15 protein-coding genes are annotated in these 14,194 nt (G+C 63.5%); 3 read left to right on the forward strand and 12 right to left on the reverse strand.

Annotation, left to right across the window (positions count from 1 at the left end; all coding sequences use genetic code 11):
• Both hpxZ and ACQK2M_RS22960 read left to right on the forward strand, forming a co-directional pair.
• Positions 1-387: an oxalurate catabolism protein HpxZ gene (hpxZ, locus tag ACQK2M_RS22955; RefSeq protein WP_425419730.1), complete on the forward strand. Its 387-nt coding sequence runs from the start codon at positions 1-3 to the stop codon at positions 385-387.
• Positions 384-1,100: a GntR family transcriptional regulator gene (locus ACQK2M_RS22960; protein WP_425419731.1), complete on the forward strand. Its 717-nt coding sequence runs from the start codon at positions 384-386 to the stop codon at positions 1,098-1,100. The genes hpxZ and ACQK2M_RS22960 overlap by 4 nt, the downstream gene beginning before the upstream one ends.
• Here ACQK2M_RS22960 and atzF read toward each other — a convergent pair.
• From atzF to ACQK2M_RS23020, 12 genes are all read right to left on the reverse strand, one after another.
• Positions 1,061-2,806, reverse strand: coding sequence for an allophanate hydrolase (atzF, locus tag ACQK2M_RS22965; protein ID WP_425419732.1), 1,746 nt, complete (start codon positions 2,804-2,806; stop codon positions 1,061-1,063). The two genes, ACQK2M_RS22960 and atzF, sit on opposite strands and share 40 nt — an antisense overlap.
• 222 nt (positions 2,807-3,028) lie before the next feature.
• Positions 3,029-3,868: a fumarylacetoacetate hydrolase family protein gene (locus ACQK2M_RS22970; RefSeq protein ID WP_425419733.1), complete on the reverse strand. Its 840-nt coding sequence runs from the start codon at positions 3,866-3,868 to the stop codon at positions 3,029-3,031.
• A gap of 24 nt (positions 3,869-3,892) precedes the next feature.
• Entirely contained in the window at positions 3,893-5,188 is a 1,296-nt protein-coding gene (locus ACQK2M_RS22975; RefSeq protein ID WP_425419734.1) for an L-fuconate dehydratase, read from the reverse strand.
• Positions 5,189-5,211: 23 nt separating this feature from the next.
• A complete protein-coding gene (locus ACQK2M_RS22980) occupies positions 5,212-5,946 on the reverse strand; it encodes an SDR family oxidoreductase (protein WP_425419735.1) in 735 nt (244 codons plus the stop codon).
• A gap of 18 nt (positions 5,947-5,964) precedes the next feature.
• On the reverse strand, positions 5,965-6,417 hold the full coding sequence (locus tag ACQK2M_RS22985; RefSeq protein WP_425419736.1) for a MaoC/PaaZ C-terminal domain-containing protein: 453 nt from the start codon (positions 6,415-6,417) through the stop codon (positions 5,965-5,967).
• 2 nt (positions 6,418-6,419) lie between these two features.
• Complete coding sequence (locus tag ACQK2M_RS22990) at positions 6,420-7,493, reverse strand: Gfo/Idh/MocA family protein (RefSeq protein ID WP_425419737.1); 1,074 nt, start codon at positions 7,491-7,493, stop codon at positions 6,420-6,422.
• A complete protein-coding gene (locus tag ACQK2M_RS22995; protein ID WP_425419738.1) occupies positions 7,486-7,815 on the reverse strand; it encodes an L-rhamnose mutarotase in 330 nt (109 codons plus the stop codon). Before ACQK2M_RS22995 ends, ACQK2M_RS22990 begins: the two co-directional genes overlap by 8 nt.
• Before the next feature lie 3 nt (positions 7,816-7,818).
• Complete coding sequence (locus ACQK2M_RS23000; protein WP_223476527.1) at positions 7,819-8,940, reverse strand: mandelate racemase/muconate lactonizing enzyme family protein; 1,122 nt, start codon at positions 8,938-8,940, stop codon at positions 7,819-7,821.
• Positions 8,941-8,944: 4 nt separating this feature from the next.
• A complete protein-coding gene (locus ACQK2M_RS23005; protein ID WP_425419739.1) occupies positions 8,945-10,042 on the reverse strand; it encodes an ABC transporter ATP-binding protein in 1,098 nt (365 codons plus the stop codon).
• Positions 10,043-10,044: 2 nt separating this feature from the next.
• Positions 10,045-10,911: a carbohydrate ABC transporter permease gene (locus tag ACQK2M_RS23010; RefSeq protein WP_425419740.1), complete on the reverse strand. Its 867-nt coding sequence runs from the start codon at positions 10,909-10,911 to the stop codon at positions 10,045-10,047.
• A 2-nt stretch (positions 10,912-10,913) separates the two neighbouring features.
• Entirely contained in the window at positions 10,914-11,810 is an 897-nt protein-coding gene (locus ACQK2M_RS23015) for a carbohydrate ABC transporter permease (RefSeq protein WP_425419741.1), read from the reverse strand.
• 112 nt (positions 11,811-11,922) lie between these two features.
• Complete coding sequence (locus ACQK2M_RS23020; protein WP_425419742.1) at positions 11,923-13,239, reverse strand: ABC transporter substrate-binding protein; 1,317 nt, start codon at positions 13,237-13,239, stop codon at positions 11,923-11,925.
• 167 nt (positions 13,240-13,406) lie between these two features.
• Here ACQK2M_RS23020 and ACQK2M_RS23025 point away from each other — a divergent pair, with 167 nt between their 5' ends.
• The gene (locus ACQK2M_RS23025) at positions 13,407-14,189 is read left to right on the forward strand and encodes an IclR family transcriptional regulator (RefSeq protein ID WP_223476532.1); all 783 of its coding nucleotides are present in this window, start codon (positions 13,407-13,409) and stop codon (positions 14,187-14,189) included.
• Positions 14,190-14,194 lie beyond the last annotated feature (5 nt).

Consider the following 14,194-nt stretch of genomic DNA (forward strand, 5'->3'; position numbering starts at 1 on the left):
ATGGTGGTCAACGATCCCGAAACGCTGGCCGAGGTAGAGGCCGCCTTCAGCCGCTACGAGACGGCGCTTGTCAGCAATGATGTCGAAACCCTCGACGCTTTGTTCTGGCAGGACGAGCGCACGATCCGATACGGAATCGGCGAAAACCTCCATGGCGTTTCGGAGATCCTCGCTTTTCGCAAGGGCCGTTCGCCGAAAGGGCTCGAACGGGATCTCGACCGCACAGTGATCACCACGTTCGGCAGCGATTTCGCGACCGCCTCGACCCTCTTCCGGCGCGACGGCGCGCCGGGAAAGATCGGCCGCCAGATGCAGAGCTGGGTCCGCATGGACGATGGCTGGCGCGTTGTCGCAGCCCATGTCTCCATCATCGACGAAGAGAAATGAGCGAGGCCGGCGCACGGCGTGCCGTGCCGGCCCAGCCGGCGCGCACCTCGGTCGATGCGATCCGCCTCGAGATCGCACGGCGCATCGTGACCGGCGAACTGGAGCCCGGAAAGCCGCTCGACGAGAGCGGGCTGGCCGGCGAATTCGGCGTATCGCGCACGCCGGTACGCGAAGCGCTGCGGCAACTAGCCTCGTCAGGCCTGGTGCAGCAAAGGCCGCATCGCCGCACGATCGTCACCAAGCCGAGCGAAAAGGCGCTCTCCGACATGTTCGACGTGATGGCCTATCTGGAAGGCCTGTGCGCGAACCTGTGCGCCAAGGTCATGCCGCCATCGGAACGCAAGGCGCTGGAGGATCTGCACGCGCAGATGGGCGCGTTGATGCGGGCCGGCGATGCGCAGGGCTATGCGCAGGCCAACGAATACTTTCACAACGCCATCTATGACGGCACGCAGAACGCCTATCTGATCGAGATCACCTTCTCGACGCGAATGCGGCTGCAACCGTTTCGCCGCGCCCAGTTCGACACTCTCGGCCGTCTCGCGGCGTCCCACGCGGAACATACGGCGGTGGTCAACGCGATCCTGCAGGGCGACCGGCGGGCGGCCGAGGAGGCGATGCGAAACCATATCGGCCTCGTCGAGGAAGCCTGGCACGAATTCGCCGGCGACGCTCAGGATGCCTCCGCCATGAACCGCCTCCAGGAACCGTAATCGGAGATGTCGCGGGCGGTCTTCACGGCTTCCGCCTCGACCAGGAACCCTTTCGCCGACGTACCGTCCTCCAGATCCAGCGTGCCGATGCCGAGCGGCGCGGGAATTGCCGCGACGAATGTGCCGAAGGCTTCCGGCGACAGCGCCCAGAGTTCGACGGCAATGCCCGCCCCCCTGCCCTCTTCGACGCGCAGCAGCCCCGGCTTCGGCGGAGCGGTGCCGTCGAGCGCAAAGAGGCGATAGTCGGGCGTCGTCGCCGTCGCACGCAGAAAGACCGCATCCCGCGATGTCAGTTCGTGGTTCAAAGGCATGCCGGAAAGATGCGCGCCAACCACGGCAAGCGTAATCGAGCCCTCCGGCGGCGTGATCTCGCCGCCCGGCCGCGCACCGGCCTCCAGCGCTGCGGCAGTTCCGGCCAGTCGCGCATCGCTGCCCGCCTTTCCGATCAGGGTCAGGCTCGACGGCAAACCGTCGTCGCGCGCGCCGACCGGCACCGAAATCGCCGCGAGATCGAGCAGGTTCACGAAGTTGGTGTAGGTGCCCAGATTGGAGTTGAGCGTGACGGGATCGGCCTCGACCTGCGCGACCGTGTAGACGGCGGGGACCGTCGGAACGGCAAGGCAGTCCAGCCCGGCAAGGACCGGCGCGACCTGGCGCCGCATGGTTTGCAGCTTGTACATCGCATCGAACGTATCGACTGCGGTGATGCCCTCCGCGCCACCGATGATCTTGCGCGTGATCGGATGCAACACCTTCGGGCGGGTCTCGATGATCTCGCGAATCGCATGGTAGCGTTCCGCCACCCAGGGGCCCTCGTAGAGCAGGCGCGCAACCGCGTGCAGCGGCTCGAAATCGATCTCGCGGATCGTCGCGCCGAGCGCAGCCAGGCTGTCGAGATCGGCCTCATATGCGGCTTGCGCCATCGCATCGCCGAAGAACTGACGCTGGCCGGGCAATGGCACGCCGACGGTGATGTGCGGCGGCATCGGCGCGACGCCGGCCGGCGGCAAGTCACGCGACATGAAGTCGGCAGCGTCATAAGCCTGCGCAACCGCGGTGGCCTCGGCGGCATCGGCGACGGTCGCGGCGAAGACCGAGATCGTGTCGAGTGTCCGGCAGGCCGGCACCATACCGGTCGCCGACAGGAGACCGACGCTGGGTTTCAGACCGACGATCCCGTTCATGCCGGCGGGAATGCGGCCGGAGCCGGCCGTGTCCGTGCCCAGCGCGAAGGCGGCAGCGCCGATCGCGACCGCGACCGCAGAACCGGAGGACGACCCGCCGGGGATCAGCGCCGGATCGAGCGCGTTCTTCGGGACGCCATAGGGCGAGCGGACGCCGACGAGGCCGGTCGCGAACTGGTCCAGATTGGTCTTGCCGATGCAAATCGCGCCCGCCGCTTCCAGCCGGGCGACCGCGAATGCCGACACCTCGACCTTGTGGGCAAACTCGCGACAGGCCGCCGTCGTTTCCATGCCGCCGACGTCGATATTGTCCTTGACCGCGAAGGGCAGACCGAAGAGCGGCTTGCCTTCCGGGCCGGCCGCATCGAGCGCCTCCGCCTCGACGAGCGCTTCTTCCTCTGGTTTCAGGCTGATGAAGATCGCCGGATCGTCCGCGTCGCGGATTGCCGCGTAGGACTGGCGGACGGCATCCGTCGCAGAAAGCGTGCGCCACTGCGCAAATGACCGGCTTGATGTTCGCACAGATTATCCCTCCAGATTAAAATATAGGCAATTCAGCACGGATTGTATGCCGAATATCACTGCGCCTCAAAGCAGCAATATGCGTGCCAATCGGCCGCGCTCACGCCGCAGGAGGGTGGCGGTCGCGAAACGAGGGGGTGCGTTTGGAAGCGGCGACACATCCGCCGCTTCCGACACGGACCTCAATCGGTCCGCGTCATTCAAAGTGGAGTTATCGGCCGGTCAGGCCCTGCCGACGGTCTGGCGCTGGGTGCCAAGGCCCTCGATGCCGAGTTCGATCACTTCGCCACCCTTCAGGTAGACCGGCGGCTTCTGGCCCATGCCGACGCCGGGCGGCGTGCCGGTGGAAATGATGTCGCCCGGCTGCAGGCTCATGAAGCGGCTGACATAACTGACGAGGTGCGCGACGCCGAAAACCATGGTTTCGGTCGACCCGTCCTGGAAGCGCTTGCCGTCGACCTCGAGCCACATCTTCAGTTTCTGCGGATCGGCGACCTCGTCGGCGGTAACGAGCCACGGGCCGATCGGGCCGAACGTGTCGCAGCCCTTGCCCTTGTCCCATGTGCCGCCGCGCTCGATCTGGAATTCACGTTCCGAAACGTCGTTGACCACACAGTAGCCCGCGACGTGTTTCAGCGCGTCCGCTTCATCGATATAGGCGCCACCCTCGCCGATCACGACGCCGAGTTCGACCTCCCAGTCGGTTTTCTTGGAGTCGCGCGGGATCCTCACCTCGTCATTCGGACCGCAGATCGCGCTCGTCGCCTTCATGAAGATGACCGGTTCCGCCGGCACATCCGCGCCGGTTTCCGCGGCGTGGTCCGAATAGTTCAGGCCGATGCAGATGAACTTGCCGACGCGTCCGACGCAGGGACCGATGCGGCCGCCCGCGATTTCCGGCAATGCATCCAGTTCCAGCTTCGCGATATCGGCGAGGCTGTCGGGCCGCAATACGCCGTCGGCGATGTCGGCGACAATGGAAGACAGGTCACGCGCCTTGCCGTCGCCATCGAGGATGGCGGGTTTTTCGTGTCCGGGTTCACCGATGCGCAGCAGTTTCATGAATGTATCCTCTGGAACTCTATGTCAGGCGGCCTTGGTCGAACCGCCGTGGAAAATGTGACCCTTGATGGAGGCCGGTTTCATCTCGATGGAAAAGCCGGGTCTCGAAGGCGGCATGTAAGCCGCATCGCGAATAACACATGGTTCGACGAAATGCTCGTGCAGGTGATCGACATATTCGATCACGCGCCCTTCCATGGTTCCCGATACCGCCACGAAGTCGATCATCGAGAGATGCTGGACATATTCGCACAGCCCGACGCCGCCGGCATGCGGCCAGACGGGAAGGCCGAATTTCGCGGCCATCAGGAGGACGCCAAGCACCTCGTTCAACCCGCCCATGCGGCAGGAGTCGATCTGCACGATGTCGATCGCACCGCCGGCAATCATCTGCTTGAAGATGATGCGGTTCTGGCACATCTCGCCGGTCGCCACCTTCACCGGCGCGACCGCCTCACGGATGCGGCGATGGCCGGCGATGTCGTCCGGGCTGGTCGGCTCCTCGATGAAATAGGGATCGGCGAAGGACAGTTTCTTCACCCAGTCGACGGCCTCGTCGACCTCCCAGACCTGGTTGGCGTCGATCATCAGGAAGCGGTCGGGTCCCAGTTCCTCGCGGGCGATGCGAAGGCGCCTGATGTCGTCGTCGACATCGCGCCCGACCTTCAGCTTCACATGGGTGTAGCCGGCCTCCACCGCCTCGCGGCACAGACGGCGCAGCTTTTCGTCGGGATAGCCGAGCCAGCCGGCCGAGGTCGTGTAACAGGGATAGCCGCTCGCCTCGAGCTTCGCGATCCGGTCCGCCTTGCCCGGCTCGGCGGCCTTGAGGATCGCCAGAGCCTCCTCGCGCGTGATGGCGTCGGTCAGATAGCGGAAGTCGACGATATCGACGATTTCTTCCGGGCTCATCTCGGCCACCAGCCTCCAGACGGGTTTGCCTTCATGTTTGGCCATCATGTCCCAAACCGCGTTGACGATCGCCCCCGTCGCCAAATGCATCGCGCCCTTGTCCGGGCCGATCCAGCGCAACTGACTGTCGGAGGTGACATGACGCCAGAAGCGGCCCGGGTTTTCGATTATCCAGTCGAGGTCCAGACCGACGACGAGATGGCGCATGGCCTCGATCGCCGCGACGCAGATCTCGTTTCCGCGACCGATGGTGAAGGTCAGCCCATGGCCTTCCAGCCCGTCCGTGTCCGTCGTCAGCACGACATAGGCGGCCGAATAGTCCGGATCCGGGTTCATCGCGTCCGACCCATCGAGGTTCTGCGACGTCGGGAAGCGAAGATCGAATGTCTTGAGGCCGGTGATTTTCGTCACGGGATTACGTCCTTCAGGCGTTGTCAGATCGTCCAGCCGCCATCGATGGCGTAGGCCTGGCCGGTCGTGTAGGTCGCGTTGGCGAGGTGCAGCGCCAGGTCGGCGATTTCCTCCGGCGTGCCGATGCGGCCCATCGGCTGGCGCGCAATGAAGGCCGCGCGGGCGGTTTCGAAATCGCCCTGGGCCCGCATGCGATCGTGAAGCGACGGGCTTTCCACCGTGCCGGGGCAGATCGCATTGCAGCGGATCCCCTGGCCGACATAGTCGGCAGCCACGGCCTTGGTGAGGCCGATCACGGCGGCCTTGGTGGTGCCGTAGGCGAAGCGGTTCGGAACGCCCTTCATGGAGCTTGCGACGGACGCCATGTTGATGATCGATCCGCCGCCGCGCTCCAGCATCGAAGGAAGCACCGCGCGGATTGTCCTGATCATCGAGCGGACGTTGAGATCGATGGCGAAATCGAACTCCTCGTCCTTCATCTCCATGATCGACCCGGCATGGACGAAGCCGGCGCCGTTGAACAGCACATCCACGGGGCCCGTCTCCGCGACGGCGTTGCGGACATCGTCATCCTTCAACACGTCGAGCCTGCGGGTTTCGATCCCCGTCTCGCCGGCCAGTTCCGCCAGCGTCGTCTCGTTGATATCGGTCGCGACCACGCGCGCACCGGCAGCGGCGAAGGCCAGCGCCGTGGCGCGTCCGATCCCCTGCCCGGCCGCTGTCACCAATACGGTCTTGTCCTTGACCCAATCCGTCATGTCGTCTCCGTCGGCCCGTCAGGCGGGCTTGTTCTTGCGTTCCACGATGTGAATGTGATCGGCGACGAGAACGACCTCGTCACGCTGGTTGAGAACTTCCGTGCGCTCGACAACGCGGCCGGCATCCGGACGTTTCGGATCGTCATCCTTGGCGACGATCGTCACGCGGGAGCGGATCGTGTCGCCGATGAAGACCGGCTTGACGAAACGCAGCCGGTCATAGCCATAGGAAAACGCCACCGGATTGATGACGCTCGCCGTCAGCCCGACCCCGATGGAAAAGACCATCGTGCCGTGGGCGATGCGCTGGCCGAAAGGCTGCGTCTTCATGAACTCGGCATCCATGTGATGCGGGAAGAAATCGCCGGTATGGCCGGCATGGACCACGAAGTCGGTTTCCGTGATCGTGCGGCCATAGGTCATGCGCTCATGGCCGAGTTCGTAGTCCTCGAAATAGATCGTCTGTTCCATCGTCAGGGTCTTTGTTCAAGCGGTGTCGCGGGCGCTGCGGAGGAGGTGTAGGCGGCCTCGACGAGCGCCATCGTGTTCCAGGCGTCCTCGACCGAGCTCACCAGCTCGGCATCCTCGCCGGATACGAAGCGCTGGAGATTGGCCATGCGGCCGACAAAGGCGTCAGGAAACCACGCCCCTTCGAGAGGCACGGAAACCCACGCGTCGCCGCCCTTCGGATGAATCTCCAGTATATCCGGCTCGCCATGGGGATAGTCGAGATTGACGCCGAGTTGCAGATAGGCCGCGCCTTCGGTTCCGCAGACGCGGAACTCGCAGGCCTGGTATTTGCGGCCGAATTTGTGGTCGTGATTGATCGACAGCGCGCAACGCACCGTGTCGCCATAGTCGAGGATCGCGCTGGTGCGAGTCTGCGCCATATCGTGGCTCGGATGACCGAGCGATTTCGCGTGGACCCCTTGCGGGTCGCCGAGGATCTGGCGAATGAGATCCAGGTAATGGATCGAGTGCATGGTGATCTCGATGCGCGGCAGGCCCTTCAGGAAGGCCCACAACTCCCACGGCGTCGCCAGCGCCAGCCAGGCGTCGAAATCGACGACCTCGCCGAGCCACCCTTTCGCGATGGCGTCCTTCAGGGCCAGCATCATCGGCGCGAAGCGGAGCTGGAAATTGACCGCGGCCTTCAAGTCCTTCTCGCGGCAGATCTTGAGGATCTCCGTCGCGCCGGCGAGGTCGGAGCCCATCGGCTTCTGGATCAGGGCGGCCGCGCCGTCCGGCAAGGCGCGCAGAACGTCGGCATGAACCTTGGGCGGCGTCGCCAGATCGAAGATCGCTCCGGGCTCTGCCGCCGCTTCCTCGATGGAGGAATACGCCTTCACGCCCCATTCGGAGGCAAGCTTTTCGGCTTTCTCGATATCCGGATCGTAAAGGCCCGCGACCGGGAACCCGCCCTTCTTGTAGGCGGGAAAATGCGCGTCACTGACGATGGAACCCGCGCCGAAGGTGACGATGGGGCGCGGATCGGCGGGCAGCGGCCAGGACTGGCGCAGCGTCTTGGGATCGAAACGCTCAGTCATGATGGAAGACCTCCTCCATCATCGCCCACCATTCGCCGTCCGCACGGGTTTCGAACGGCTCCTGACAGGGCATGCAAACGTCCCACCATTCCTGCGTCTTCGGATCGGCGGCCATCTTGGCGGCGTCTGCGGCGAAATCCGAACCGTGATATTCCCAATAGCCGAAGAGCAGGTTTTCCGGCTCCTTGAGGAAAATCGAATAGTTGCGGATGTTGCATTGGGAGATCATGTCGAGGATCTCCGGCCAGACCGCCGCGTGCAGGCGCTTGTATTCCGCGACCTTCTCCGGCTTCAGGCCGATCACCATTCCCATACGCTGCATGGCTTACTCCTCCCGTTGCGTGACCGTCGTCGTGAATTCGGGGATGCTCTTTGCCCGCAGCGCGTCCCAGTCCCAGTCGATGCCGATGCCCGGTTCGGACGGGGCCAGCGCGTGACCGTCCTCGATGGCCATGCGGCTGGACGTCAGGTCGTCGAGTTGCGGGATGTATTCGACATATTTGCCGTTCGGCACGGCGCAGGTCAGGCTGACATGCAGTTCCATCAGGAAATGCGGGCAGACGGGAATATCGAAGGCCTCGGCCGCGTGCGCAACCTTCAGCCACGGGGTGATGCCCCCGATTCGACCGACATCGACCTGCACGATCGAACAGGCGCCCTTCTGCATGTATTCGCGGAAATGGCGGATCGAGTAGAGCGACTCGCCAATGGCGATCGGCGTCGCGGTCGATCGGGAAAGGCGGACATGACCGTCGATGTCGTCAGCGGGAAGCGGTTCCTCGAACCAGGCGAGATCGAGTTCGCGCAACCGATCGGCACGGCGGATCGCCTCGTCGACGGTAAAGCCCTGATTGCAGTCCGTCATGATCTCGTAGCCGTCGCCGACGGCGGCGCGCACCGCTGACAGCCGCTCGAAATCCTCCGACCCGTGCGGCCGTCCGATCTTCATTTTCGATCCGGTGAAGCCCTTCGACTTCGCGTCGAGCGCATCATCGACAAGCGCCTGCGTTTCGATATGCAGCCAGCCGCCCTCGGTGGTGTAGAGCGGACAGCGATCCTTGGCCCCGCCGGCGAGTTTCCACAGCGGCAGCCCCTGCTTGCGCGCACGCAGGTCCCAAAGCGCCGTATCGACGGCAGCGAGCGCGATCGAGGTGATCGCACCGATCGTGGTCGCGTGGGTGGCGAATTCGAGTTCGTGCCATATGCCCTCGATCATGTCTGCGTCGCGGCCGATCAGGCGCGGTGCGAGATGATCGACCAGAAGGCGCATGACCGACGAACCGCCGGTGCCGATCGTGTAGCTGTAGCCGGTGCCGACCGCGCCATCGGAATCCGTGATCGTCACGATCGGCGTTTCTTGGCTGACGAAGCTCTGTATCGCATCGGTGCGCCTGACCTTTGGAACCAGGTCGACCATGCGAAGCTCGACTTTTTCGATACGCGCCATCGCCCTACCTCCTCAGGGTCTTCCCGGTTTCGGCGTCGAACAGATGCGCCTGGCTGAGGTCGAAGCTGAGATCGACGGTCTGACCCGGCTGCAACGGCCTGGGATTGAGCATTCGGGCGATCCAGTCCTCGCCCGCGAATTCGGCGAAGACGAGGGTTTCGTTGCCGAGCGGTTCCGTGATCGACACCGGCACAGAAGCCGTGTGCACGTCATGCGCCTCGCCGGAATGGATGCCGTGACCGGCCGGATAGAGATCGTCCGGACGAAGGCCGAACACGACCTTCTGCCCCGCTGTTACCGCATCGCGAAACTCGGCCGGCAAAGGCAGCGTGTCGCCATTGGCGAAGGCGAGCTTGCCGTCATCGACGCTCGCCTCCTGCAAATTCATGGTCGGCGAACCGATGAACCCCGCGACGAAACGGGTTTCCGGCCGCTGGAAGACTTCCTCCGGCGCGCCGACCTGTTCGATATGGCCGTCGCGCATGATGACGATCCGGTCGGCGAGCGTCATCGCCTCGACCTGATCGTGGGTCACGTAGATGACCGTGGACTGGACCTTGGCATGCAGCTTCTTGATCTCGGTGCGCATCTGCATGCGCAGCTTGGCGTCAAGATTGGAGAGCGGCTCGTCGAACAGGAAGACATCGGGATCGCGCACGATGGCGCGGCCCATGGCGACGCGCTGGCGCTGTCCGCCGGACAATTGCGAGGGACGCCGTTCCAGCATGGTCTCCAGCCCGAGCGTCTGAGCCGCCTGCGCCACGGCCGCGTCGATCTCCGATTGCGAGCGGCCCGCGATCTTGAGCGAGAAGCCCATATTCTCGGCCACGCTCATATGCGGATAGAGCGCATAGGACTGGAACACCATCGAGATGTTGCGCTGGCGCGGCGGCAGGTCGTTCACCTTGCGGTCGCCGATACGGATCTCGCCGCCGGTGATGTCCTCCAGCCCGGCGATCATGCGCAGCGAGGTCGACTTGCCGCACCCGGAGGGGCCAACAAGAGCGATGAATTCACGGTCCTGGACCTCCAGGTTGATGGAATGCACCACCTCGAGACTTCCGTATTTCTTGACCAGGTTCTTCAGCGATACGGTAGCCATGTCTATCCCTTCACCGCGCCGGAGGTGAGACCGGAGACGAGGTGTTTCTGAACGATGAAAGTGAGTGTGAGCGCCGGGATGATCATCACCACGGCGAGCGCGCACATGCCGCGCCAGTCGATGGTGAATTCGGCGGTGTAGTCGAGCAGGCCGACCGGCAGCGTCTTGGAATTGGTCGACCGCGTCAGCTGCGACGCCAGGGCGAATTCGTTCCACGAGATCAGGAAGGCGAAGATGCCGGCCGATGCGATGCCCGGGCGCGCCAGCGGGAATTCGACCTGCCAGAAAGCCTGCCAGCGCGTGCAGCCGTCGATCTGGGCGGCTTCGGCGAGGTCGCGCGGGACCTGGCGGAAGAAGCCGTCGATCAGCCACACCGTGAACGGGACGTTGAGCGCCACATAGGCGAGAATCATGCCGAAATGGGTGTCGATGATGCCAAGCTTCGCATAGACGAAAAACAGCGGCAGCGACAATGCGATGCCCGGCACGGTGCGCGTCAGCATGAAGCCGAGGAAGATCGCCGTCTTGCCGCGAAAACGGTAGCGCGCGAAGGCGTAACCGCCGGCCATACCCACCGCGAGCGCGATGACGGTCGAGGTGACCGAGATGATCACCGAGTTGCGGAAATACTCCAGAACCGGGATTCCGCCCTGCCCGACACCGGAAAACATCGCGATATAGGCGTCGAACGAAATCTCGTTGGGAATCCAGACCGGCGGCTTGGCCATGATTTCCACGGTCGGGCGCAAAGACGACAGCACGATCCAGAAACCCGGCAGGCAGATGATCGCCATGGCCAGGAACAGTCCGATCAGATGAGCGGCCTTCAGGAGGCTGCGTTTGAGGCGATGTCCGGCGTTCTCGTCCATGGTCACCACTCCGCGCCGACTTGCTGGCGGGCTTTTGCGAGCTGCCGGAAGAACAGCAGCGTGAACAGGATCGACAGAAGGATCGCGATATAGCCCATGGCGTTGGCGAGGCCCATGCGGGCATCGGAATAGGCGGTTCGCGCGATCAGCGTCCAGAGGATTTCCGTGCGGCCGGCAGGGCCGCCATCGGTCATGATCTTCACGATGTCATAGGCGCGCGCGATATCGAGCGAGCGGATGGTCATCGCGATGAAGGCGAAGGGCATGACGAAGGGCCACGTCACATAGCGGAAGCTCTGCAAGGGCGTGCAGCCATCGACCTTGGCCGCTTCGAGCGGTTCGCGCGGCATGGCCATCAGGCCCGCGAGAATGAAGATCGCGAAGACCGCCGTCGAGGACCAGATTTCAGCGATCAGGATGGAGATGAAAGCCAGTTGCCCATCGATGAGCCACGGTATCGCCCGATCGGTCAGGCCGAGCGACTGCAGGGCGTTGTTCACGAGACCGATATTGTCATTGAACATGAACTTGAACTGGAAGCCGACGAGGATCGGCGAGAACATCATCGGAAACATCATGATGGTGCGCAGGATCCGCTGTCCGCGAGAGGCCTTCTCGACCAGTAGGGCCAGAAGAAGACCCAGCACCATCTCGAGGTTGAGCGCGAAGGTGAGCAGAAGGACGGTGCGCCCGAAGGCGATCCAGAAGTCCTTGTCGGTCAGCAGGCGCTCATAGTTGCGGAAACCGATAAAGGTATAAATCGAATCCGGCCGCGTCAGCCGGAACGGCGTGAAGCTCGAATAGAGCGACAGCATAAGCGGCACCACGACCACTGCCGCCAGCACGATGAAAGCCGGCAAAAGCAGGAGCACATGCGGCGCGGGCTTCCACCCTCTCATTGTTTCCTCGTGTTCTTTTCGCGTGGGATGCGGGCGGTCGCCAGTGTCTTTGGCCCGGCGGTCCGGTCAAGGGAAAAGGGCGCGACCGAGCCGCGCCCTTTCGGGAGGAAGCTTAAAGCTCTCCGGCGTCCTCAAGGATTTCCTGGGCCTCGGCAGCCGCGTCGTCGAGCGCCTGCTGCGTGGTCTTGTCGCCGAGGATCGCGGCCTGAAGCTGCGGATAGACGGCGTTGGAAATCTCGATCCAGGACGGCGACTGGGGAACCGGATAGGCACCCTTGGCGGCTTCCTGGAAGGCCTGCAGCACTTCCTTGCGATACGGATCGTCCGCGGCCTCGGCAATCACCCAGTCCCAGACGGCGTCCCGCGTCGGCAGCGGACCGGCGGCGGCTTCGAGCTTCTGGCTGTCCTCGTTGGTGAGGAACCAGATGAGCGACGCGGCCGCTTCCTTGTTCTCGCAGCTCTCGGTGACCGAAAAGCCGTGATGGCCCGACCAGCCGGTGCGTGCGCCCGAGGACCCCTTGGGCGGCGCCACGACGCCGACATTGCCGGCAACCTTGGATGCGCCCGGATCGTTGAAGAAGCCTGCCCAGCCCGGCCAGTCCAGGTTGATCGCCACGGTGCCGGAGGCAAAGCCCTGACCGAGATCGTCCCAGAGATAGTTGGTCGTGCCGGCGGGAACCGCCTTTGCAGAGTAGAGGTCGACAAACCAGTTCAGAGCGCGAACACCGGCTTCGGAGTTGAAGGCCGGACGGCCGTCGGCGTCGAGATACTCGCCGCCCTCGGCGCGCAGCATCTCGTAGAAGCGGCCATTGATGGCCTCTTCCTTGCCGGCATATTGCGTGCCGTAGAAGTCCGGCGGATTGGCGAAGAACTTGGCCTGGTCGGTCACCTGCTCCCAGGTGTCCGGCGGCGCGAGATCGTAGCCGTACTGCTCCTTGAACGCGGCCTTGTTGTCCTCGTTCTCGTAGATGTCCTTCTGGTAGTACAGCGCCGAGACGTCGAACTGCGCGCGCGGCAGCATCACCAGCTTGCCGTCGAGTGTCGAGGCGGCGATGTTGGCATCGACATAGGCGTCGATCTCTTCAGCCGGAAGCAGCGCGTTCAGGTCGGTATAGATGCCCGGATATTGCGGCGCGAAAGATGAGTGGTTGGAGCCGACGCACCAGTTCACGGCGCCGACGGCGATATCCGACTTGATCTCCTTGTCGAGATCGAAGTGGTTCTTCTTGGAGATGACGTTGACCTTTGCGCCGGTCGCGGCTTCCCAATCCGCGATACGCGAATAGAGGTTTTCATATTGCTGACCGCCGATCAGCTTGGCATCGATGGTGACGCCTTCGAATTTGCCTGGCAAATCCTGCGCGAGCGCAGCCCCGCCGGCAACCAATGCGAGGACACCGGCGGATACGCCGGCCAATAGCTTGTTCATGAGCCTCCTCCCGAGACGTTTGATCATGATGGGCGATCCGCCCAAACCCTCACTGATGAGTGGTTCATTCATATACAAACACCTTCTTCACTGGCGGTCAAGGTATTCCTTGATTGTTATTTGGATTTTGTATGCGTATATGAATGATCGCATTCACGGAGAAAAGCATGGAACAGGAAGACGACCGCTACAGGGCTCCCGCCCTCGACAAGGGTCTCGATATCCTGGAATTGCTTGCCGATATCGACGGCGGCCTCACCCAGGCCGAGATCGCCAAGCGGCTCGGCCGCAGCCCCAACGAATTCTACCGCATGCTCGATCGTCTCGTGCGCCGTGGCTATGTCACCCGTATCGACGGCGACCGCTACTCGCTGACGCTGAAGCTGTTCGGCCTGGCGCAGTCGCATGCGCCGGTGCGCCGGCTGGTGTCCTTCGCGACGCCCTTCATGCGCGAACTGGCCGAGGAAACCCGGCAGGCGAACCAGCTCGCCGTCTTCGACCGCGGTTCGGTGGTCGTCGTCGCCCAGCTCGAAGCCCCCGGCTACTGGGGCATTTCGATCCGCGTCGGCTCCCATATCAGTCTCTACGACACAGGCTCCGGTCACGTCCTGCTGGCCTTCAGGTCGCAGGAAGAGCGGCTGATGATGATCAACGAGTACTCGCGCAGCACCGAGCATCCGACGATGGCGAAGGAGTTCTTCGACCGGCTCGACCAGATTCGCGAACGCGGCTACGAGATGATGCCGAGCGCGCAGACGGCCGGCGTCTACAACCTCTCGGCCCCCATTCTCGGACCGGACGGACGCGCCATCGCGTCGCTGACGATCCCCTATATCACGCTGGTCAACGTGCCCCAGGCGCCCGACATCACCGAGACGCTGGAGATACTCACCAAGACGACACGGCAGCTCTCCGAACTGGCCGGGGCGGGCACGAAACAGACCGCATAAATTCT

Source organism: Oricola indica, assembly GCF_965227485.1.
Classification (GTDB): Bacteria; Pseudomonadota; Alphaproteobacteria; order Rhizobiales; family Rhizobiaceae; genus Oricola; species Oricola indica.

Bases quoted from the DNA above. Each gene is read 5' to 3' on its own strand.
- hpxZ (WP_425419730.1), top strand. From the start codon at position 1: ATGGTGGTCAACGATCCCGAAACGCTGGCCGAGGTAGAGGCCGCCTTC.
- ACQK2M_RS22960 (WP_425419731.1), top strand. From the start codon at position 384: ATGAGCGAGGCCGGCGCACGGCGTGCCGTGCCGGCCCAGCCGGCGCGC.
- ACQK2M_RS22970 (WP_425419733.1), bottom strand. From the start codon at position 3,868: ATGAAACTGCTGCGCATCGGTGAACCCGGACACGAAAAACCCGCCATC.
- ACQK2M_RS22980 (WP_425419735.1), bottom strand. From the start codon at position 5,946: ATGACGGATTGGGTCAAGGACAAGACCGTATTGGTGACAGCGGCCGGG.
- ACQK2M_RS22985 (WP_425419736.1), bottom strand. From the start codon at position 6,417: ATGGAACAGACGATCTATTTCGAGGACTACGAACTCGGCCATGAGCGC.
- ACQK2M_RS22990 (WP_425419737.1), bottom strand. From the start codon at position 7,493: ATGACTGAGCGTTTCGATCCCAAGACGCTGCGCCAGTCCTGGCCGCTG.
- ACQK2M_RS22995 (WP_425419738.1), bottom strand. From the start codon at position 7,815: ATGCAGCGTATGGGAATGGTGATCGGCCTGAAGCCGGAGAAGGTCGCG.
- ACQK2M_RS23000 (WP_223476527.1), bottom strand. From the start codon at position 8,940: ATGGCGCGTATCGAAAAAGTCGAGCTTCGCATGGTCGACCTGGTTCCA.
- ACQK2M_RS23005 (WP_425419739.1), bottom strand. From the start codon at position 10,042: ATGGCTACCGTATCGCTGAAGAACCTGGTCAAGAAATACGGAAGTCTC.
- ACQK2M_RS23010 (WP_425419740.1), bottom strand. From the start codon at position 10,911: ATGGACGAGAACGCCGGACATCGCCTCAAACGCAGCCTCCTGAAGGCC.
- ACQK2M_RS23015 (WP_425419741.1), bottom strand. From the start codon at position 11,810: ATGAGAGGGTGGAAGCCCGCGCCGCATGTGCTCCTGCTTTTGCCGGCT.
- ACQK2M_RS23020 (WP_425419742.1), bottom strand. From the start codon at position 13,239: ATGAACAAGCTATTGGCCGGCGTATCCGCCGGTGTCCTCGCATTGGTT.
- ACQK2M_RS23025 (WP_223476532.1), top strand. From the start codon at position 13,407: ATGGAACAGGAAGACGACCGCTACAGGGCTCCCGCCCTCGACAAGGGT.